21 protein-coding genes are annotated in these 20,048 nt (G+C 60.2%); 8 read left to right on the top strand and 13 right to left on the bottom strand.

Annotation, left to right across the window (positions count from 1 at the left end):
• Positions 1-15: 15 nt before the first annotated feature.
• The 3 genes from dusB to BN1241_RS09990 are packed head-to-tail and all read right to left on the bottom strand — an operon-like array spanning position 16 to position 3,681.
• Positions 16-1,173, bottom strand: a complete 1,158-nt coding sequence (dusB, locus tag BN1241_RS10000; RefSeq protein WP_054953444.1) for a tRNA dihydrouridine synthase DusB — start codon at positions 1,171-1,173, stop codon at positions 16-18.
• Entirely contained in the window at positions 1,166-2,278 is a 1,113-nt protein-coding gene (locus BN1241_RS09995) for a YibE/F family protein (RefSeq protein WP_054953881.1), read from the bottom strand. The genes dusB and BN1241_RS09995 overlap by 8 nt, the downstream gene beginning before the upstream one ends.
• A gap of 17 nt (positions 2,279-2,295) precedes the next feature.
• A complete protein-coding gene (locus tag BN1241_RS09990) occupies positions 2,296-3,681 on the bottom strand; it encodes a glycine--tRNA ligase (RefSeq protein WP_054953443.1) in 1,386 nt (461 codons plus the stop codon).
• A 153-nt stretch (positions 3,682-3,834) separates the two neighbouring features.
• Between BN1241_RS09990 and BN1241_RS09985 the strand changes: the two genes are divergently transcribed.
• From BN1241_RS09985 to BN1241_RS09950, 8 genes are all read left to right on the top strand, one after another.
• Positions 3,835-4,902, top strand: a complete 1,068-nt coding sequence (locus tag BN1241_RS09985; RefSeq protein ID WP_187117628.1) for a metal ABC transporter substrate-binding protein — start codon at positions 3,835-3,837, stop codon at positions 4,900-4,902.
• Entirely contained in the window at positions 4,893-5,663 is a 771-nt protein-coding gene (locus tag BN1241_RS09980; protein ID WP_222704441.1) for a metal ABC transporter ATP-binding protein, read from the top strand. The genes BN1241_RS09985 and BN1241_RS09980 overlap by 10 nt, the downstream gene beginning before the upstream one ends.
• A complete protein-coding gene (locus BN1241_RS09975) occupies positions 5,660-6,571 on the top strand; it encodes a metal ABC transporter permease (RefSeq protein ID WP_082418311.1) in 912 nt (303 codons plus the stop codon). Before BN1241_RS09980 ends, BN1241_RS09975 begins: the two co-directional genes overlap by 4 nt.
• Positions 6,556-6,975 (top strand): Fur family transcriptional regulator, encoded by a 420-nt coding sequence (locus BN1241_RS09970; protein ID WP_315968844.1) that lies wholly within the window; start codon positions 6,556-6,558, stop codon positions 6,973-6,975. The genes BN1241_RS09975 and BN1241_RS09970 overlap by 16 nt, the downstream gene beginning before the upstream one ends.
• Entirely contained in the window at positions 6,968-7,471 is a 504-nt protein-coding gene (locus BN1241_RS09965; protein ID WP_054953441.1) for a DedA family protein, read from the top strand. The genes BN1241_RS09970 and BN1241_RS09965 overlap by 8 nt, the downstream gene beginning before the upstream one ends.
• Positions 7,464-7,673 carry an RNA-binding S4 domain-containing protein gene (locus tag BN1241_RS09960; RefSeq protein ID WP_054953440.1) on the top strand — a complete coding sequence of 70 codons (210 nt, stop codon included), beginning with the start codon at positions 7,464-7,466 and terminating at the stop codon, positions 7,671-7,673. Before BN1241_RS09965 ends, BN1241_RS09960 begins: the two co-directional genes overlap by 8 nt.
• A 258-nt stretch (positions 7,674-7,931) precedes the next feature.
• Positions 7,932-8,831 (top strand): ABC transporter ATP-binding protein, encoded by a 900-nt coding sequence (locus tag BN1241_RS09955; protein ID WP_054953439.1) that lies wholly within the window; start codon positions 7,932-7,934, stop codon positions 8,829-8,831.
• Positions 8,828-9,586 carry an ABC transporter permease gene (locus BN1241_RS09950; protein ID WP_054953438.1) on the top strand — a complete coding sequence of 253 codons (759 nt, stop codon included), beginning with the start codon at positions 8,828-8,830 and terminating at the stop codon, positions 9,584-9,586. Before BN1241_RS09955 ends, BN1241_RS09950 begins: the two co-directional genes overlap by 4 nt.
• Before the next feature lie 144 nt (positions 9,587-9,730).
• On the opposite strand, the gene BN1241_RS09945 is transcribed toward BN1241_RS09950, so the two are convergent.
• The 10 genes from BN1241_RS09945 to ftsZ form a co-directional block, all read right to left on the bottom strand.
• A complete protein-coding gene (locus BN1241_RS09945) occupies positions 9,731-10,699 on the bottom strand; it encodes a YeiH family protein (protein WP_187117627.1) in 969 nt (322 codons plus the stop codon).
• A 244-nt stretch (positions 10,700-10,943) separates the two neighbouring features.
• The gene (dnaE, locus tag BN1241_RS09940; RefSeq protein ID WP_054953436.1) at positions 10,944-14,480 is read right to left on the bottom strand and encodes a DNA polymerase III subunit alpha; all 3,537 of its coding nucleotides are present in this window, start codon (positions 14,478-14,480) and stop codon (positions 10,944-10,946) included.
• A 292-nt stretch (positions 14,481-14,772) separates the two neighbouring features.
• Complete coding sequence (locus BN1241_RS09935) at positions 14,773-15,234, bottom strand: GNAT family N-acetyltransferase (RefSeq protein ID WP_054953435.1); 462 nt, start codon at positions 15,232-15,234, stop codon at positions 14,773-14,775.
• On the bottom strand, positions 15,228-16,157 hold the full coding sequence (locus BN1241_RS09930; RefSeq protein WP_054953434.1) for an RluA family pseudouridine synthase: 930 nt from the start codon (positions 16,155-16,157) through the stop codon (positions 15,228-15,230). The genes BN1241_RS09935 and BN1241_RS09930 overlap by 7 nt, the downstream gene beginning before the upstream one ends.
• A 5-nt stretch (positions 16,158-16,162) precedes the next feature.
• Positions 16,163-16,666, bottom strand: a complete 504-nt coding sequence (gene lspA / locus BN1241_RS09925; RefSeq protein WP_054953433.1) for a signal peptidase II — start codon at positions 16,664-16,666, stop codon at positions 16,163-16,165.
• Between the two features lie 45 nt (positions 16,667-16,711).
• On the bottom strand, positions 16,712-17,284 hold the full coding sequence (locus BN1241_RS09920) for a DivIVA domain-containing protein (RefSeq protein ID WP_054953432.1): 573 nt from the start codon (positions 17,282-17,284) through the stop codon (positions 16,712-16,714).
• Between the two features lie 76 nt (positions 17,285-17,360).
• Positions 17,361-17,657: a YggT family protein gene (locus tag BN1241_RS09915; RefSeq protein ID WP_054953431.1), complete on the bottom strand. Its 297-nt coding sequence runs from the start codon at positions 17,655-17,657 to the stop codon at positions 17,361-17,363.
• A complete protein-coding gene (locus BN1241_RS09910; RefSeq protein WP_230198304.1) occupies positions 17,657-18,061 on the bottom strand; it encodes a cell division protein SepF in 405 nt (134 codons plus the stop codon). The genes BN1241_RS09915 and BN1241_RS09910 overlap by 1 nt, the downstream gene beginning before the upstream one ends.
• Positions 18,062-18,151: 90 nt before the next feature.
• Positions 18,152-18,817, bottom strand: coding sequence for a purine nucleoside phosphorylase YfiH/LACC1 family protein (locus tag BN1241_RS09905; protein WP_054953429.1), 666 nt, complete (start codon positions 18,815-18,817; stop codon positions 18,152-18,154).
• A gap of 26 nt (positions 18,818-18,843) precedes the next feature.
• Positions 18,844-20,034, bottom strand: a complete 1,191-nt coding sequence (gene ftsZ / locus BN1241_RS09900) for a cell division protein FtsZ (RefSeq protein ID WP_054953428.1) — start codon at positions 20,032-20,034, stop codon at positions 18,844-18,846.
• Positions 20,035-20,048: the final 14 nt, after the last annotated feature.

Genomic DNA, 20,048 nt, shown 5'->3' with positions numbered 1-20,048 from the left:
AGACCGGCGGGGGTGTCAGCCTCCGGAGATGCCGAGTTCGGCCGCGTGGATCTTGAGGCTTTGCTCGGGTGAGAGTTGGCGGGAGTCGAGCCAGAATTCGGGCAGGTGCGGTTTCTTCTCAGAGCCGGCACGCCCCCTGGGACCGTCAGCCGCATCGGGATACTCCTGGTCGGGAATGGCGGCGAGGCGGTCGTCAAGCTCTGCGAGCGTGGAGACGAGTGCGAGGTCGCGGCGGGCCTCCCCACCGATGGCGAAGCCTTTGAGGTACCAGGTGATGTGCTTGCGCATTTCTCTCATGGCGCGTCCCTCGTCACCGAAGTGGTCAATGGAGTATTCGGCGTGCCGGTGGATGATGGCGCTGACTTCCCGGAAGCTGGGGCGGGCTCGGACGGTGGAGCCGTGGGAAGCGGCAACGAGATCGGTGAAGATCCAGGGCCTGCCCTGGCATCCGCGGCCTACAACAATTCCCGCGCACCCCGTGTGTTCCCTCATCGCGTCCGCATCGTCCGCGGTGAAGAGGTCACCGTTGCCGAGGACCGGGATGTCGAGTTCGTCGACGAGGGTCGCGATCGTGTCCCAGTCGGCTTTACCCGAGTAGTGCTGGGCCATGGTGCGTCCGTGGAGTGCCATGGCAACCACCCCCGCATCCTGCGCGATCCGCCCAGCATCCAAATACGTCTGGTGGTCGCCGTCGATACCGATGCGGGTCTTGATAGTGATGGGGATGCCGCCGGAGTTGTCGACGGCTGCTGTGACGATCTCGGTGAAGAGGTCTGTTTTCCAGGGAAGTGCGGCTCCCCCGCCCTTGCGGGTAACTTTCGGGACCGGGCATCCAAAATTCAGGTCGATGTGGTCGGCACGGTCCTCGTCGGCCAGGAGCTTGACGGCGGCTCCCACGGTTTTAGGTTCTACTCCGTAGAGTTGGATGGAGCGGATCGGGTCCTCCGGGTCCGGTTCGACCATGCGCATCGTTTCCGGGTGCCTCTCGACAAGAGCGCGGGTGGTGACCATTTCGCACACGTAGAGTCCGCTCACGCCCTCGTATCCGGCCTGGCGGGCACCGAGCTCGCCCGCTTCGCGGCAGAGCCTGCGGAAGGGCGGGTTCGTGACGCCAGCCATGGGCGCCAGGACAACGTCCGTGACGGTCAGGTTTCCAAAGTTTAGTTCAGGCACGCGCTAGCCTCGCAGCAATTCCGGTCGTGAGTGGGATGGCGAGCACGAGTCCGATCGAGGCAACGAGGGTGCGTACGATCTCTTCCGCGATTTCGCCAGTAGACAGTGTAGCGAGGAAGGACCGGTCGAGTAAGGCTGCGGACATGAGAAGGGGCAGGGCTGTACCCACATAGGCGAAGGCGAGCGTGTAGATCGTGGAGGCGATGTGATCTCGACCAATGACCATACCCTGCCGGTAGAGCTGGGCGACGGTCGCGTCCGGGTTCGCGGCACGCAGTTCCCACACGGTTGATACCTGGGTGATGGTGACGTCGTTGAGAGCACCGAGGCCGGCGAGAATCATGCCGCACACGAGTACCTGGTCGAGCTGAATGCTGTAGGAGGTGAGCGACAGTGCCGAGTCGGTGAGCGTACCGGTCAGGTTCGCGAAGTCGGTGGCGACAATGGCGAGCACACCGGTGACGAGCAGGCCTCCCGCGGTGCCAAGAATCGCTGTCGTGGTGCGGATTGAGATGCCGTGGGCGAGGTAGATCGAGGTGAACATCATCGCCCCTGCCCCGACGAGGACAACGAGGAGCGGGCTCGACCCTGCGAGCAGTGCGGGGAGCATGAAGAGAACGACAACGGCGAGGGACAGTCCAAGCCCCGCGACCGCAGCCAGTCCCTTGCCTCGGGCGACGAGGGCGACAACGAAAAGATAGAGCCCGATGAGAGTCCACAGGGGGACGTCCCGTTCAAAATCCCAGAATACGTAGGGCGTACCGGTGCCGATCGCAGACGGAGTAAACAGTGCCTCTATGGTGTCCCCCACGTCCAGCCCGTTCACGATGATTTCGGGTGGCACGTGGACCGGAACTTCGGTCCCGACATCCCCCTCGAGCAGCATCCGGACCGGGGTGGCTCCGGTCTCGTCCACTTCCCCCATCTCCGTGATCCGCCCCTTTTCGAGGCGTGCCGAGTCCGCGAGGAGGGGAATGGATCCGGCCGGGGTGTTGGACGGGGGCCAGAGCAGGATGAGTCCGATGAGGGTGGCGAGCGCCAGGGGTACGACGATGATCGACTGCCAGGTGGCAATGCGTTTTGTCGTACCCCTGTCGAGGCTCACGTCCTCATGGGAATGCACTAGCGCGGGATTCGCTCGTTGAGGTACGAGGCGACCTTGGACAGGGAGACGCGCTCCTGAGCCATCGTGTCGCGGTCACGAATGGTGACGGCCTGGTCCTCGATCGAATCGAAGTCGTAGGTGATGCAGAAGGGAGTGCCGATCTCGTCCTGGCGGCGGTAGCGGCGTCCCACGGCTCCAGCATCGTCATATTCGATGTTGAACATGCCGCGCAGTTCCTGAGCGAACGCCTTCGCGGGAACGGTCAGCTCCTCCTTGCGGGACAGCGGCAGGACCGCTGCCTTAACGGGTGCGAGTCGCGGGTCGAGCCGGAGCACAACGCGCTTGTCGACGCCGCCCTTCGTGTTCGGGGCCTCATCCTCGTGGTAAGCCTCGACGAGGAACGCCATGATCGAACGCGTGAGACCTGCCGAGGGCTCAATGACGTACGGGGTGTAGCGTTCACCGGTCTGCTGATCGAAGTACTCGAGCTTCTTACCCGAGTGCTCAGTGTGGGTTGAGAGGTCGAAGTCGGTGCGGTTGGCAACGCCCTCAAGCTCGCCCCAGTCGCCACCCTGGAATCCGAACAGGTACTCGATATCGACGGTGCGCTTCGAGTAGTGGGAGAGCTTTTCCTGGGGGTGTTCGTAGTGGCGCAGGTGGTCCCGGTTAATGCCGAGATCCACGTACCAGTCCGTGCGGTACTGGAGCCAGTACTCGTGCCATTCCTCATCGGTGCCGGGCTTGACGAAGAACTCCAGCTCCATCTGCTCAAATTCGCGGGTACGGAAAATGAAGTTACCCGGGGTGATTTCATTACGGAACGACTTTCCGACCTGGGCGATGCCGAACGGCGGTTTCTGGCGTGCCGAGGTCATGACGTTGTTGTAGTTGACGAAGATTCCCTGGGCGGTTTCGGGGCGCAGGTAGTGCAGGCCCGACTCGTCCTCGACGGGGCCGAGGGTCGTCTTGAGCATCATGTTGAAGTCACGAGGCCCGGTCCACTGGCCCTTCGTGCCACAGGAGGGGCATCCAAGCTCAGTCAGGGGAATGTCATCCGGGTTCTCAAGGTCCTTCTTGTGGGCGAATTCCTCCTGCATCTGATCCACGCGGAAACGCTTGTGGCAGTTGAGGCATTCGGTCAGCGGGTCAGAGAAGACACCTACGTGACCGGAGGCAACCCAGACCTCGCGCGGGAGGATGATGGACGAGTCGAGTCCGACAACGTCCTCGCGGCCCTGCACCATGTTGCGCCACCACTGGCGCTTGATGTTTTCCTTGAGCTCCACACCGAGCGGCCCGTAGTCCCATGCCGAGCGGGTACCGCCGTAGATCTCACCGGAGGGAAAGACGAAGCCTCGCCTCTTCGCGAGAGAAATGACGTTGTCGAGTTTCGAAGTAGCCATGGGAACCTTTCTGTTTCCCGTACCTGGATGGCACGGATGCTGACATACGCCTCCCAGTATCCCCGAAACAGATCCGAAAACCACATTCTGCCGTGTCCCACAACGCACTCCACCAAATTGACAACCATTATCATTAAGGAGAGAATGGTTCTCATGAAGCGTTATTCACAGTCCGTTGCTGCCCTCGGCGCACTCGCCCTGGTCCTCGCAGCCTGCTCCGGAACCGATACCGACACGGCAGGGGGCGGAGACATTACCGTCACCACCTCCATCTACCCACTCCAGTACGTGGTGGAGCATGTGGGTGGCGACTACGTCTCGGTCACGTCGCTGACCCCGGCAGGCTCGGACGACCACAGCCTGGAGCTCTCCCCCAGGCAGGTCACCCAACTCGAAAGTGTCGACCTGGTGCTCTACGCCTCGCGCTACCAGGCGGCCATGGACGACGCGGTCGACGCGACCGCGCCGGCACGTGTCATCGATGCCATGGGTTACGTGGACGTCATCGAGAACATCGACCACTCCGACCACGATCATGGGGACGGGGCGGACTCCGCTGACGGTCACGAACACGGCGCGGCCGAAAACACGGATAGTCACGATCACGACAATGACGACGCCTCGGATACCGCTGACGAGCACTCCGATGACCAGGCATCGGAAGAAACTACTGATGAACATTCGCATGATGGGCACGATCACTCGGGTCCCGACCCCCACTTTTGGCTAGACCCCACCCAAACGGCGCTTTTGGCAGAGCCCGTTGCCGAGCAACTGGCGGAGATTGATCCCGAGAACGCCGCGGAGTACCGGCAGAACGCGGAGCAGCTCGTCGCAGATCTGACGAAGCTTGATGGGGATTTTCATGCCGGGCTGTCCCAGTGCGAGACCCGCACGTTCGTTGTCTCTCACGAAGCCTTCGGCTACCTTGCAAACGCCTACGACCTTGAGCAGGAGGGCATCGCCGGACTGGAGATCGACACCGAACCGTCCCCCAGGCGTGTCGCAGAGGTCACTGACCTCATTTCCGACTCAGGAGTATCATTAATTTTCGCGACCTCCGATGCCGAATACTCGATTACGAGCGTGCTGGCTGAGGAAGCAGGCGTGGACGTGGACATTCTTGATGCTGGGGCCACCCAGCGAGATCCCGATGTCGATTACGAGGAAATCATGAGAACGAATTTGTCAAAGCTCCAAGGTGCATTGGGGTGCAGTTGACAGCGGTTGAACTCACGAACGTTGGGGTGCGCCTAGGCGCATCCCAGATTCTGTCCACTATTGATCTCACGGTCGAATCCGGCACCACTCTCGGGATCCTCGGCCCCAACGGATCCGGCAAATCCACTCTCGTCAGGGCCATGCTCGGGATCTTTCCCCACACCGGCACCATCAAGCTTTTCGGTGCCGAACTGCCGGGACGAAGTATTGACTGGAAACGGATCGGATACGCGCCTCAGCGCGTCACTTCCACGGCGGGAGTTCCGGCAACCGCTCTCGAAGTCGTTGCCTCGGGCCTTCTCTACGGCAAACGCGTCCGGCACGCGAAGAATGCGAAGCAGAAGGCCCTTGAAGCACTCGACGAGGTAGGGCTCGCCTACCGCGGAAACGAATCCGTTCAAACCTTCTCAGGTGGCCAGCAGCAGCGAGTCATGCTCGCCCGCGCTCTCGTTCGCAAGCCCTCACTCCTGTTCCTTGATGAGCCCTTTTCGGGAGTGGATCGGCAATCGCGCGAGCAGATCACGAAGACGCTCATGCGGCGCCGCGAGGAAGGCCTCACCATCGTCGTCGTCCTCCACGAACTGCAGGAACTCGCACCCATGATCGACAAGACGATTGTTATCGAACACGGGCGCATCGTGCACCGGGGAGCAGCACCGCTTGCCCAAACGGGTCACGATCATCCTGACCACGAGCACGACCACGAGCACGGAGATGAGGCGTTGCCCTATCGGACACCGGACTTGGAGGGACAGCTGTGATCGATATTCTGAGTGAAATGTGGGGCAATGGCCTCCTGCGGCGCGCTCTCATCACCGCCGCAATCGTTGGCATCTCCGCCCCCATCATGGGCACCTATCTAGTCCAGCGCAGGCTCACCCTTCTCGGTGACGGCATTGGGCACATGGCGCTCACCGGTGTCGCAGCCGGTTGGCTTGCTGCGTCAGCTGCTGGAGCAACCCAGCAGGATCAGTGGGCAGTTCCCGGTGCCATCATTGCCTCCGTCGTTGGCGCTCTCGCAATCGAATTTCTTCGCAGCCGCGGCAGGGAATCGGGTGACGTGGCGCTTGCCCTCCTGTTCTATGGCGGCATCGCGGGTGGCGTTCTCCTGATCGGGCTTGCCGGTGGTACGACCGCCAACCTCAACGCCTACCTGTTCGGCTCCCTCTCCACCGTGACAACGATGGACATGTGGCTTTCTCTCGGACTCGCCATCTTCATCATTCTCGTCGGCATCGGTCTTCGCCCCGCCCTCTTTGCGCTCTGTCACGACGAGGAGTTCGCGAAAGCGAGCGGCATCCCCGTGCAGCTTCTCTCGGTCCTCATCTCCGTCACCGCGGCACTGACGGTGGCGATTTCGATGAGGGTGGTCGGGGTTCTTATGGTGTCAGCCCTCATGGTCATCCCCGTCGCCACCGCCCAGCTCGTCACCCGTTCGTTCACGATGACGATGCGGCTCGGCATGATCATCGGCATCATTGTTGCCGAGGCCGGCCTGATCATCACCTACGTGTACGATCTTTCTCCCGGCGCGATGATCGTGACGCTCACTGTGGCGTTGTACGCGATCGTATCGCTCGCCCGCCCCCTCCTTGTAAGATCGAAGGTGGAAGATCCTCATCCGACCATGGATGATGAGTTGAGAGGTGAAAATTGTCGAACGGCGTAGGTCAACCGATCCGTCGCTCCACGCGTGCCCGCTCCATTATCCGCGAGACACTCGATTCAACCGATAAGTTCCTCTCCGCGCAGGGCCTGCACGAGCTGCTGACCGAACGCGGTGAGGACGTTGGTCTTGCCACGGTTTACCGCACCCTCCAACTGTTTGCCGATGACGGTGACGTGGACTGCCTGCGTGATTCTGATGGAGAGATGCTCTACCGGAAATGCCTCCGTCAAGCCCACCATCATCACCTGATTTGCCGCAGGTGCGGCTCCACCCAAGAAGTGGAAGCACCACAGCTGGAGGACTGGGCCGAAAGAACGGCGTCTCAGCATGGCTTCGTTGGGGTCTCCCATACCTTTGAGCTTTACGGGGTGTGCGCGGCCTGCCACGGAGATGCTGATGCCTGAGTCGATCTCCTCAGGCCCCTTCATCTGGCTCTACCTCTTCCTGCTGGTCGTCGTCTTCACACGGGCACAGGCAACCTACTGGCTCGGCTACTACATTGCCTCCAGACTCATGAAGAACGTGCCGGAAGAGGGATGGCGGAGAACGTTCTACGACTGGTCCCAAAAGGACGCCGTCACAAATGGAATCGCCACTCTGCACAGGCGCGGTTGGATCATCATCCCGCTGTCTTTTCTGACGGTCGGATTCCAGACGATCATTCAGCTCAGTGCCGGACTCACCCGCATGGTTCCTATCAACTATACGGCCGCCATGTTCCCCGGCTGCCTCGTGTGGGCACTCATCTATTCCACGATCGGTTTCTCAATGTGGAATGCTCTCATCGCGGCCTTCGCGGGCTCTCCGGCCGGCATCGCCACCCTCATCATCCTCATCGTCGCAATCGCCCTCTGGGTCAAGTTCCGCAAGAAGGCACAGGAGAAACTCATCAATGACTGAGGTCAACGTTCGACTTCCCATCCGACTTGGCCAGTTCCTGAAACTCGCCAACCTTGCCGAGTCCGGTGCTCACGCCCGCGAACTCATCGAAACGGGTGAGGTCCTCCTCAACGGCTCTCCCTGCACGCAGCGCGGCAAGCAGTTGGGCGAAGGTGACACGGTCACCGTTCACGGTGAATCGATCACCGTCATCGCCGACTAGGCTGATCACCTTCCACCTGCCTCACCAGCAGCGCCCAATAGTTTCACTGCAGCGATTGTTCGCGTAGCCGGCCTATTTTCACTGCCACCATTGTTGGCACACTCGGTGCATTAGCTCGTATTCGCCGCCAAATGCACGCCCTCATGAACGCCGTTCGTTGAATGGAATTTGTGGGTAATATGCGTTTCCGTTTTCGCATTGTGTCCAATTATTGGACACTGGGAAGAACCTTACTTCCGACATCAGGGAGATACGACCATGACGGCAGTACAGATCAACCATCTCAAGAAGCATTTTAATAGGGGCAAGGTCAAGGCCGTAGACGGCATCGACCTGACAATTAACAAGGGTGAAATCGTTGCCTTTCTCGGCCCTAACGGGGCCGGCAAGACCACGACACTCGACATGGTTCTCGACCTGACCGACCCAACGGCGGGAAGCGTTCAGATTGAAGGCCTCTCCCCCAGGGACGCAATCCGCGACGGAAAGATTAGCGCGGTCCTCCAAACCGGTGGCCTGCTCCACGACCTCAAAGTCGGGGAAGTGATCGACTACGTAGCCTCCAACTACCGCACCCCCACGCTCGGCCGCGTCGTCCTCGAACGGGCGGGTATTGGCCATCTAACCAATCGCAAAGTGTCCCTCTGCTCCGGCGGCGAACAGCAGCGACTCAAATTCGCGCTCTCACTCCTTCCAAACCCCGACCTGTTGATTCTCGATGAGCCGACATCGGGGATGGATGTGACGGCACGCCGTTCCTTCTGGACGACGATGCAGGAGGAGGCCCGGGAGGGGCGCACCGTCATCTTCGCCACCCACTACCTGGAAGAAGCCCAATCCTTCGCGGAGCGAGTCATCCTGGTTTCCGGCGGCCGGGTGGTCGCCGATGGTCCGATGTCACAGATCCGCCACCACACCGACATCCGCCTCCTCGCCGTCCGGGTGGCAGACGAAAACGCGGTGCACGCACGACTCTCGCAAGCCTTTCCCGATCTTGCGTACTCGATTCACAACGGACTCCTCGAAGCAAAGAGCGCGAATAGCGACGATCTTGCTCGTTTTCTGCTGTCACTCGATGGCGTCGCGGGGCTCGAAATCGTTGCCCCCTCGCTGGAGGATGCGTTCGTTGATCTGACCGAAGAGGTGGAGACATCGTGAACGGCACCATGTATTGGATCGAAATCAAGCGGATCCTCCGCGACCCCGCCTCCCTCTTCTTCATCATCGCCCTACCCGCCTTCATGTTCATCATCTTCGGTTCCACCATGGAGTGGGCGGATGTTCGGGTCGGTAACGGCAACATCGCCATGGCCACCATGATTTCCATGAGTGCCTACGGTGCGGCAACCGCCACGTCCAGCGTGTCGGGCATGGCGGCCGTCGAGAAAACCCAGGGCTGGGGCCGACAGCTTGCCCTCACCCCCATGAAACAGTCCACGTACGTGGGTGTGAAGACGGCACTGGCCATGACGGTGGGGGCTTTCCCTATCGCCCTCATCTACCTTCTTGGTTTCCTTCTCAAGTCCGAAGCTGATGGGATGACCTGGCTTCTGTCGGCCATCATTCTTGTCGTCGGGTCGATGATGTTCGCCCTCTACGGCCTGGCCTTCGGGCTCTTGTTCAAGAACGAGACCGGTGCCTCGGTCGGCTCCGGCATCCTCGTCATCCTCGCCTTCCTCGGCAACCTCTTCGTGCCCCTGTCTGGCATCATGCTCACCATCGGAAAGCTCACGCCCCTCTACGGATATGCAACGCTTGCGAAGTATCCGCTGTACGAGGGGACGGGGTTCGACACGAACGGGAACGCGACCGATGAGCCTCTGTGGCAGGCACTGCTGAACTTCACTGTCTGGACCGCGATCTTCGCCTTCGTCTGTGTCTATCTCGTGCGCAGGGGAACCCGCCGCATGTAACCAGCACAAAGCACAGCCTATCTACACCCCGCACCGACTGAGGTCGTCGGGCAACAACCCTTACCCTTGCGACTACATATCCCGGTCCTCGTACGTCTTCGTTCCCCGTGTTCCCCGTGTTCCCCGAGGTAGTGACGATGTTTCTTAGGAAACGAGGATCATGCCGGTGGTGGCAATGACGGCCACGAGCAGGGTGGAGAGCGCTCCAAGCAAAACGGGTTTCATTCCTGCCTGTTTGAATGAGGAGAAGCGAATTCCTGCTCCGAGTGCGAACATGGCCGCGGCCAGGCACAGGGACTGGAGGAGGGAAATAACGGTTCTGACCGAGTCCGGGATATCGACGAGGGAAGCAAAGACGGATGCCGCGATGAAGCCCACGGCGAAGAGCGGGATCAGCGGGGCACGCTTATCGGACTGATTGTTGCCACGTTCGAGGAATCCTAGCGTGGCGATCACGGGCGCGAGCATGAGAACGCGTGCGAGCTTAACGATGACCGCAACGGTTAGGACTCCCCCGCCCATGATCCCGCCCGCGGCCACGACCTGCGCCACCTCGTGGATCGATGCCCCGGTAATGAGGCCCTTGAGGTGATCGTCGAAGCCCGTCAACCCAAGCAGGAGGGGAACGATGGCGATCATGGCAGTGCCGTACAGGACAACAAGCCCGATCGCGGTCGCCACCTCGCTATCCTTGCGCTTAATCGTGGACTCAACTCCAGCAACTGCCGCAGCCCCGCAAATCGAGAAACCGGCACTGATCAACACGGACTGTGATCGTGTGACCCCGAGCCACCGTCCGATCAGAATGGTGCCGAACAGGCCACCGAAGACCACGGCAATGACGACCGCAACAACACCCCATCCGAGGGCGACGATGTCGTCCAGGAGGATCGAGAACCCAAGGAGCACGATCCCGATCCGCAGAACCCTCTTCGAAGCGACGGCAAGACCCGGAGTTAGCGAGTCGGGTATTCGAGTGAGGTTGGCGACGGCGATGCCCGCGATGATGGCGACGAGTAGTGCACTAAGCCCCGGGACGAGCCTTTGCAGGAGCACACACGCGGCTCCGACGATGAGGCTAAAGGCAAGTCCGGGGATAAGCGTTTTTTGCACGCTTTCCACCCTACTCCCGTTTTTCCTTCGCCCGCCTAACCAGACACCAATCAGACCAAGCGGGTTGAGTCACTCAGTTCTCAAGTACTTCCAATACTTGCGGCGCCCAACAGCGAGTATTTAGCTCAATCCAATACCTAGCCGGTCATACCTCCGCTTCCGGTAAAGGCCCTCTCCCAAACGACAACCCTGCCAGTCCGAGCTCGGTGCTACGGTCTGGCAGGGCATCATGGATCCCGCTTGTTTACGCCAGGCTTCTGGCTCCGAGGATGACCGAGATGTCAGCGGCGAGTGCTGGGCCGGATTGGACATGGAGGGTACCGGGCAGTTTGACGATGACCGACACGTGGGGCTTCTTCACCTTGAGGTGGACGGGCGTGTTGCCCGGGTAGTTCTGAAGCAGGTGGCGGAGCTCGTTCATGGTCCGTTCCGTGCAGCGTTCCTCAGGAATGGAGATGAGGACCGGACGATCATCGACACCCCTCGTGTCGACAGGTGCGACATCCTGAGCGTTGAGCTGGATGTCCCCGTCCCGGTTCGAGACCTTCGCACGCACCGAGACAACAGCATCCTGGACGAGGTGATCGACGACCTTCTGGTACGTGGCGTTAAAGACGTTGATCGAGATTGATCCCGTCATGTCCTCCAACATGACTTGAGCCCAGAGTCTGCCGGTCTTCTTTGCGACACGCACCTCAACGGACGTGATGAGACCAGCAACGGTCACCATCTCACCATCCGCACGGTCCTCACCTTCAAAGATCGACACAACGGACGCCGTGGAGGCTCGTTCAACCGCCGCCTCAAGCCCGGACAGCGGGTGGTCGGACACGTAGAGCCCCACCATGTCTCGTTCAAAGTTCAGCTTCGTCTTCTTATCCCATTCGGGTACGTCCGGAACTTCAATATCGAAGGTGGGCCCCGATCCTCCCAAATCGGCAAACAGGTCGAACTGGCCCGCGGCCTCGTTCCGTTTGATTCCGACAACCACATCGACGGCTTCCTCGATGATGAGGGCGAGTGCCTTGCGGGTATATCCGAGTTGATCGAATCCGCCCGCTTTGACGAGGCAGTCGAGGGCGCGCTTGTTGCAGACCGGGAGCGGCACCTTGTCCATGAAGTTCTGGAAGGACGTGAACTCGCCGTGCTCTTCGCGTGCCTCAATGATTCCTTCAACCACGTGCGCGCCGACGTTACGGATCGCGGAGAGCCCGATCATGATCGAGTCACCCACGGCGGTGAAGTTCGCGGCTGAGCTATTGACGTCTGGTTGCTTGACGACGATGCCCATGCGGCGGCATTCGGCCAGGTAGAGGGCGAGCTTCTTCTTGTCCGACTTCTGCGAGGTCAGCAACGCAGCCATGAACTCCACCGGGTAGTGGGCCTTGAGGTAGGCGGTCCAGTAGGAGACGACACCGTAGGCGGCAGAGTGGGACTTGTTGAATGCGTACTGGGAGAAGGGCAGGAGGATATCCCACAGCACCTTGACGCACTCCTTCGAGTACCCGTTGTTGACCATGCCGGCCTCGAAATCGGCAAACTGGGCGTTCAGTACCTTCAGCTGCTTCTTACCCATGGCCTTGCGGAGCACGTCTGCTTTACCGAGCGAGAATCCGGCCACCTTCTGGGCGATCTGCATGACCTGCTCCTGGTAGACGATCAGACCGTAGGTGGTGCCGAGAATGTCCTGGAGCGGCTCTTCCAGTTCGGGGTGAATGGGGGTGATTTTCTGCAGACCGTTCTTACGGAGCGCATAGTTCGTGTGCGAGCCCGCCCCCATCGGTCCCGGGCGGTACAGCGCGGACACAGCCGAAATATCTTCGAAGTTGTCAGGCTTCATCTGCTTGAGCAGGGTGCGCATGCCCGCACCATCCAGCTGGAATACGCCAAGCGTTTCGGCCCTGCCCATGAGCTCGTACGTTTCCTTGTCATCGAGGGGCAGATTATCGATGTCCGGTGCTTCTTTACCGTTATTGCGGATGTTTTCGAGAGCATCCTCAATAACGGTGAGGTTACGCAGCCCCAGGAAGTCCATCTTCAGCAGTCCGAGTTCCTCGCACTGCGGGTACTCGAACTGGGTGATGATAGCGCCGTCCTGGGGGCGCTGCATGATCGGGATGACGTCCTCGAGGGGTTTGGAGGACATGATAACGGCGCAAGCGTGGACGCCCCACTGGCGGGTCAACCCCTCAATACCGGTGGCGAGTTCGAACACCTTCTGGTTGTCCAGACTCGACTCAATATGAGCCCGGAACTCTCCGGCCTCCGCATAGCGAGGTGCATTCTTGTCGTACACGTCGCCGAGCGGAATTTCCTTCCCCTGGACACCGGGAGGCATCGCCTTCGTCATCCGTTCACCCACGTCATACGGGTAGCCCAGCACGCGCGAGGCGTCTTTCAGTGCCTGCTTCGATTTGATCGTGCCGTAGGTGACGACCTGGGAAACGTTTTCCTTCCCGTACTTGTTCTCGACGTATTCGATCACTTCGTTGCGGCGGCGCTCATCGAAGTCGACATCGATATCGGGCATGGAGACACGTTCGGGGTTGAGGAACCTCTCGAACAGCAGGCCGTGCGGGATCGGGTCGAGGTCGGTGATCTGAAGGGCGTAGGCGACCATGGAGCCCGCACCGGAACCACGTCCGGGACCGACGCGGATGCCCTGGCTCTTTGCCCACTTGATGTAGTCGGAGACAACGAGGAAGTAGCCGGGGAAACCCATTTGAGCAATGACGCTCACCTCGTAGTCGGCACGCTGGCGAACATCGTCCGGGATCGTATCCCCGTAGCGGTAGCGAAGCCCGTTCTCGACTTCCTTCACGAACCACGAGGTCGGGTCCTCGCCCGGAGGTGTGGGGAACTCGGGCATGAAGTTCGCGCCCTGGTCGGCTGTCACAAACTCCATCTCGGCCCGTTCAGCAATCAGCACGGTGTTCGAGAGTGCCCTCGGAACATCCCCGAACAGTTTCTCCATGTCCTGGGTTGTTCGCAGGTGGTAGCCGTGCCCGTCGAACGTGAACCTGTCAGGATCGGTCAGTGTCGAGCCGGAGTTGATGCACAGCATCGTGTCCTGGATCTTCGCATCTTCTTCATTGACGTAATGCGAATCATTCGTGGCAATGATCGGAGCATCAATGGTCTTGGCAAGCTTGATGAGGTCGTTACGCACCCGGCGTTCGATCTCGTTGTCGTGGTCCATGAGTTCGACAAAGTAGTTCTCTTTGCCAAACAGGTCCTGCATTTCACCCGCGGCACGAACCGCCTCGTTCCACTGTCCGAGCCGAAGCCGGACCTGCACCTCACCCGAGGGGCATCCAGCCGTGCCGATGAGTCCCTCGTGGTAGGTCTCCAGGAGCTCACGGTCGATCCGTGGCCATTTGCCCATCTGTCCTTCGAGGGAGGCTTTCGATCCCATCCGGAACAGGTTGTGCATGCCCTCAGTTGAGTGCGCAAGCAGTGTCATGTGCGTGTAGGCACCGGAGGCCGACACGTCATCCGCCTTCTGATCATCCCGTCCCCAGCGAACGCGTTCTTTCGAGAAGCGGGAGATCCCGGGGGTCACGTATGCTTCGAGACCTATGATGGGCTTGATCCCGGCTTTCTTGGCAGTGCGATAGAAGTCGTAGGCACCAAATAGGTATCCGTGATCGGTAATAGCAAGCGATTTTTGGCCATTTTTTACCGCAGCATCCACAAGTTTCTGGATCTTGGCTGCACCATCGAGCATCGAATATTCGGTGTGTACGTGGAGGTGCGCGAAATCTTCATCTGCAATAGCCATACTCACCAGTTTAGGTTCCCGGCAGGCAGATAACAGACCAGAAAAGACCGTTGTGACCCGATCGGCTCATGGCCACGCCGTTTCATCGGGGAGTCCCCGGCGCGTCGCCGTAGCAAGCGTTAATTCTTCAGACTCTCCCGCACCCGCTTGGTCTTCCGAATGCTACTTGGTTCACGTGCCCATACTGGTCACGACAACTGAGGCGATCAACGACCATCAGGTTCCCAGGTCTCAACCTCGGTACTTCGTGGGCCGGCCACTCTCTACCTCTTAACCTGCAGACCCGTGACTTCTAGTCGGACACTCCAGTCACGGTCTTGCTCATATCTCGATGCCAGATTTCAGCATCGAGATACTCCCGATCATCGACATAGTCGTATCCAAGAGCACTGTAGAAGCCCTGAGCCTGGTCCTGGGCAGAGAGTGCAATAACAAGCCTGCCATCGCTGCAATATTCCGCGTACGCGATGCTTTCCAGCTCCGCCATGAGCTTCCGGCCTAGACCGGTGCCTCGGACGCGCGGGAGAATGCAGATCCGGCCGAGATGAACCTGACCTGGACCGTCGAGGAGGATTCTGCCCGTTGCGCACGGCCCTTCATCGTCCTTCGCGAGTACGTGAACGGTCGTGGCTGCGTGGTCAAGATCGTCGAGTTCCTCCTCCACGGGCACGTGCTGTTCGTCCACGAAGACTGCCTTACGGACCGCGAAGGCACCCTCTAGATCCTCGCTCGTTTCAATTCTGGTGATTACCACAGGTCACCCTCCCTCATCCGATCCAGTGCGTACTGCAGGTCGGCAGGATAGTCAGAATGGAAAGTCACCCCATCACCCGTGCGGGGATGGGCGAACGACAGCTCGGTTGCGTGCAACCATTGGCGGTCGAGATTGAGTTTCGCAGACAGGGTCGGGTCGGAACCGTAGAGGGGGTCGCCGATGGCGGGGTGATGGACCGCGGACATGTGCACCCTGATCTGGTGCGTGCGCCCGGTTTCTAGGTCCACTTTGAGCAGGCTTGCTCCCCCGAGGGTTTCAATCGTGTCGTAGTGGGTGATCGAGGCTCGGCCTCCGGCCACCACTCCCATCTTCCACGAATGCCGAGTGTCCCGGGCAATTGGCGCATCGATCGTGCCCTTCGCGGGGAAGGGATGACCTTGGACGAGAACGTGGTAGATCTTCGAGACTGTGCGTTCCTTGAAAGCTCTCTTCAGAACCGTGTAGGCCTGTTCAGACTTTGCGACCACCATGAGCCCCGAAGTACCCACGTCCAAGCGGTGCACGATCCCCTTGCGTTCGGATGGACCATAGGAGGAAATCTTGACCCCTGCCGCACGGAGCGCACCGACCACGTTCGGTCCCTCCCATCCGACCGACGGGTGGGCTGCGACCCCTGCGGGTTTGTCGATGACGATGATGTCGTCATCTTGAAAGACGACATCCATGTCCACCGGGGTTTCGACGGGCTCAGCCGGTTCGGGTGCCGGGATCTCGACTTCGATACCTTCACCGTCGAGGAGTCTGCGGGAGCGTTGCACGGGGAGGCCGCCAATTCTGACCTTCTCCTCGTCGATCAGGTCACCTGCCTTAGACCGGGTGAGTCCCGTCAGGCGAGCGACCCCAACATCCGCTCGTTCGCCAGCCAGTCCTTCCGGTACGAAGTATCTGCGCAACTCGCTCATCGCCCTCACTCCTCTACGTTTTCTGGCTCGTCCTCCGCCCGCTGTTCCACTCCCCCGAAAGGGATGCCTCGCAGTTCAATAATAATGAGTGCAACCACGCCGAGGACGAGGGCGATATCGGCAATGTTCCCAACAAACCATCCGTTGTAGTTGATGAAGTCAACGACGTGTCCCTGCCCGACCGACGGGTCACGGAAAATACGGTCAATAAAGTTCCCTGCTGCGCCGCCGAGGATCACGGCGAGGGTAATGCCCCAGGCTCGTGACCGGCACTCTTTCAGGACGTAGGAGATCGCGGAGATGACGACGATTGAGAAGATTGTGAACAGCCACGTGTTACCGGTCCCGAACGAGAAGGCGGCACCCGGATTGTAGACCAGGACGAAGCTGAGGAAATCCCCAATCACGGGGATGCGTTGACCGTCGGCGAGGGCCTGTTCGGCCCAGAACTTTGTCCCCTGGTCCATGAGAATAACGGCCAGGGTGATGGGGAGAGCAAGTCGGTACATAACACATCGATGGCGGCCCGTAGGCCGCCATCGAACTCATGTCTCTTAGATGCTGCCCGCGCCGGTGTTACCCGACTCAACATTGGACAGGAGGGACTCGAGGTAGGACTTGAGGCGTGAACGGTAGTCGCGCTCGAAGTCACGAAGCTCGGAAATCTTGCGCTCCAGGAGACCGCGTTCCTGCTCGAGCTGGGTGAGGGTCCGGTTGTACTGGTCCTCACCTTCCTTGATGATGCGAGCCGACTCGGTGTTCGCTTCCGCGAGGATGCGTTCGCTTTCTTCGCGGCCCTCGTTGACGTACTTGTCGTGCAACTGCTGTGCGAGTGCGAGGACGCCCGCTGCGGGGCCGGCAAGGTCGCCGGTCTCGTTCGTGGTCTGAGGTTGCGTCGCTGCCGCTACCTGCTGGGTCTGCCCGCCGCTGGCTTCGAGTTCCCCAACGCGTGCCTTGGACTGAGCAAGCTCTTCACGGAGGCTGTCACGCTCTTCCGTCAACTGCTTGATCGTTTCTGCAACCTCGTCGAGGAAGTCATCAACCTCGTCCTGGTTGTATCCCTCTTCACGGTAACGGGACTCGGTGAATGTCTTGTTTACGACATCGTCTTCAGTGAGCAGCGCCATGTCTTCACCTCTTGGTAGTTCGGGTAGTGCTTGATCGTTCTCAACACTACACCAGGATTGTCAAGATAATTGCGGTCTACAGTGCAATAAGGATTCTTTGGATGATCCACTGGGCGAGCGAGACACCGAAAAATAGGATCAGGAATCCCATATCGAGCGCCACGGCACCCAGCCTGAGGGGCGGAACGTACCGTCCCAAGAATCGGAGCGGAGGATCTGTCAGCCCGTACACCAAGTTCGAGACGACTAGCAGCACGCCGGTGGGGCGCCAGTCACGAGACAGTACGGTCACCAGGTCAATGACGACCCGGGCGAACAGGATCAGGGTGTAAAGCCAGAGCCCCCACCACAGGATTTGGAGTAGAAGAGCCATTAATGACCGAGTCGGTTATTCCCATCGGAAGGGTACTCATCCATGCGGACCGAGTGGGGGGTCATGAGCAGGACATCTTCTGAAATCTTGTTGAGGTTGCCACCACGGCCGTAGCAGACTCCGAGTGCGAAATCGGCAATGCGCTGGCGTGCGTGATCGTCCGCGTCAGCAAGGTTGAGGATGACGGGGAGGTTCTTGCGGAACTCGTCAGCGAAAACCGCGATGTCCTGGAACGTCTTCGGACGGCAGGTCGCGATACGCGACACTTCTTCGTGGGCCGCCACGGGCCTGATGCTACTCACTGGAGTCTCTTCCTCGTAGTCGGAATACTCTTCGTAGCCGTCGTCGAAGTACTCTTCGTTTTCGTCGATGGCCGGTGCTTTCTCCATGAAGCGCTCAAACATTCCCACGGCGCTCCCCCTTCCGTTAGTAGCATGCCATGATTACGGTAATTCAGTCGGTCATTCTTCGGTGCTAGGTCCCGCGGAGTGTCGTCAACCCGGCAGAACCAGAACCCCCGCAAACCGCCCAGCGCGGCCCTTTTGACGGCGGTGCGAGAAGAATCGCTCATCCTCCATCGTGCACGCCTCGACCAGATCAACATCCACTCCTTCGGCTTCCAGGAGCCTCACGAGTGTGCCGGGGATGTCGATGCTCGGTGTTCCCCAGGAGGTGGTGCTCGCAGAACCAGGTAAATCCTTCTCGGCTTCCGCCGCCACCTCCTCCCCCACCTCATAGCAGCTTCCGCAAATCGAGGGTCCAATGACAGCGCGGACATCCGTTGCACCAGCCGACCTGAGAGCGTGAACCGCCTTGGTGGCTATACCACCGAGGAGTCCTTTCCGTCCCACATGCACAACTGCGCCGCGGGTGACGGGCCCCGTACCAAGGAGCAGGAGTGGCACGCAGTCTGCCACCATGACCGCCCCGCCCTGACCGGGCCCCAGCAGCAAGCCATCGGCTTCCTGCACGTGCGGTGCAGCATCAACAAGCGTGGTGCCGTGCACCTGGCTCATCCACGACAGCGGACCAGTCTCGTCTTGGAGGCGGCCGCGCCACAGGTCAACGTTGTCAGGATCGTCTCCCACGTGGTAACCGAGGTTCCCGGCATACGAGTCCGGGGATGTTCCTGCTTCCCTCATCGTGAAGCCTGCGAACACCCCCGGCAGATCAACCCGGTAAATGATTAGTCCTCGTTGAAGAGGAAAGACGGAATGTCGAGATCAGAACGACCGCGCTCTTCCTCAACAACGCGTGGGCGCTGCTGAGGCTGCTGGGGCGCGACCGGTGCAGAGGGGGTCACGAGGTGACCGGGCTCAGCCTCGGTCGCGGACTCGGATTCCTGCACGGGAGCAACCTCGGGGCTGGTGGGGAAGGCCTGCGGCTTCGTCTGGGAGACTGCTCCGGGGATACGGCCCTCGAGGATGTGGTCCTCGGCCTCGTCGAAGCCCGCGGCAATGACCGTCACGTTGACGACGTCGCCGAGGGATTCCTCGATGATCTGGCCAACGATGATGTTCGCGTTCGGGTCGACCGATTCCTGGACGAGCTGGGAGGCGCTTGCCAGCTCGCGCATCGTGAAATCGGTTCCAGCCTGGAAGGAAAGGAGCACGCCGTGAGCACCGTCGATGCGGGCCTCGAGGAGCGGGGAGGAGATCGCGTTCTCGGTTGCCCTCATGGCCCGGTCCTCGCCGGATGCGGAGCCGATACCCATGATGGCTGTTCCTGCATCCTTCATGACCGCCTTCACGTCCGCGAAGTCGAGGTTGACGAGGCCGGGGATCGTGATGAGGTCGGAGATTCCCTTGACGCCGGAGCGGAGCACTTCGTCAGCCATGTGGTAGGCCTCGATGATCGAGGGCTCGGATTCCGCGATCTCAAGGAGACGATCGTTGGGGATGACGATGAGGGTATCGACCGAGCTACGCAGCTCCTTGATGCCTTCGGCTGCCTTCGAGGCACGCTGACGGCCTTCGAATTCGAACGGGCGGGTCACGACACCAACGGTGAGTGCACCCAGTTCACGGGCAACGTTCGCCACGATTGGGGCGGCACCGGTTCCGGTTCCGCCACCTTCACCCGCGGTCACAAACACCATGTCTGCGCCCTCGAGTGCAGCGCGAATGATGTCGATGTTTTCTTCGGCGGACTTGCGTCCAATTGCGGGGTCGGCGCCCGCGCCGAGGCCGTTCGAGACGGAGCGGCCAATGTCGAGTTTTGTCTCCGCCTCGGACTTGACGAGGGACTGGCCATCCGTGTTGACGGCAATGAATTCAACCCCGGCAACACCATCTTGGATCATACGATCGACGGCGTTGACTCCTGCACCACCAACGCCAATGACCTTGATGTTTGCTGCATTGTTGATTGTTGACATATTTCCTCCGGGGA

Origin of the sequence: Flaviflexus massiliensis, assembly GCF_001375495.1 — a bacterium.
GTDB classification, from domain to species: Bacteria; Actinomycetota; Actinomycetes; order Actinomycetales; family Actinomycetaceae; genus Flaviflexus; species Flaviflexus massiliensis.
This window is presented reverse-complemented; position numbering and strand designations above follow the sequence as displayed.

Coding starts and splice junctions, on each gene's coding strand:
- BN1241_RS09990 (WP_054953443.1), bottom strand. CDS start 3,681: ATGGCTACTTCGAAACTCGACAACGTCATTTCTCTCGCGAAGAGGCGA.
- BN1241_RS09985 (WP_187117628.1), top strand. CDS start 3,835: ATGAAGCGTTATTCACAGTCCGTTGCTGCCCTCGGCGCACTCGCCCTG.
- BN1241_RS09965 (WP_054953441.1), top strand. CDS start 6,968: ATGCCTGAGTCGATCTCCTCAGGCCCCTTCATCTGGCTCTACCTCTTC.
- BN1241_RS09960 (WP_054953440.1), top strand. CDS start 7,464: ATGACTGAGGTCAACGTTCGACTTCCCATCCGACTTGGCCAGTTCCTG.
- BN1241_RS09955 (WP_054953439.1), top strand. CDS start 7,932: ATGACGGCAGTACAGATCAACCATCTCAAGAAGCATTTTAATAGGGGC.
- dnaE (WP_054953436.1), bottom strand. CDS start 14,480: ATGGCTATTGCAGATGAAGATTTCGCGCACCTCCACGTACACACCGAA.
- BN1241_RS09930 (WP_054953434.1), bottom strand. CDS start 16,157: ATGAGCGAGTTGCGCAGATACTTCGTACCGGAAGGACTGGCTGGCGAA.
- lspA (WP_054953433.1), bottom strand. CDS start 16,666: ATGTACCGACTTGCTCTCCCCATCACCCTGGCCGTTATTCTCATGGAC.
- BN1241_RS09920 (WP_054953432.1), bottom strand. CDS start 17,284: ATGGCGCTGCTCACTGAAGACGATGTCGTAAACAAGACATTCACCGAG.
- BN1241_RS09915 (WP_054953431.1), bottom strand. CDS start 17,657: ATGGCTCTTCTACTCCAAATCCTGTGGTGGGGGCTCTGGCTTTACACC.
- BN1241_RS09910 (WP_230198304.1), bottom strand. CDS start 18,061: ATGTTTGAGCGCTTCATGGAGAAAGCACCGGCCATCGACGAAAACGAA.
- ftsZ (WP_054953428.1), bottom strand. CDS start 20,034: ATGTCAACAATCAACAATGCAGCAAACATCAAGGTCATTGGCGTTGGT.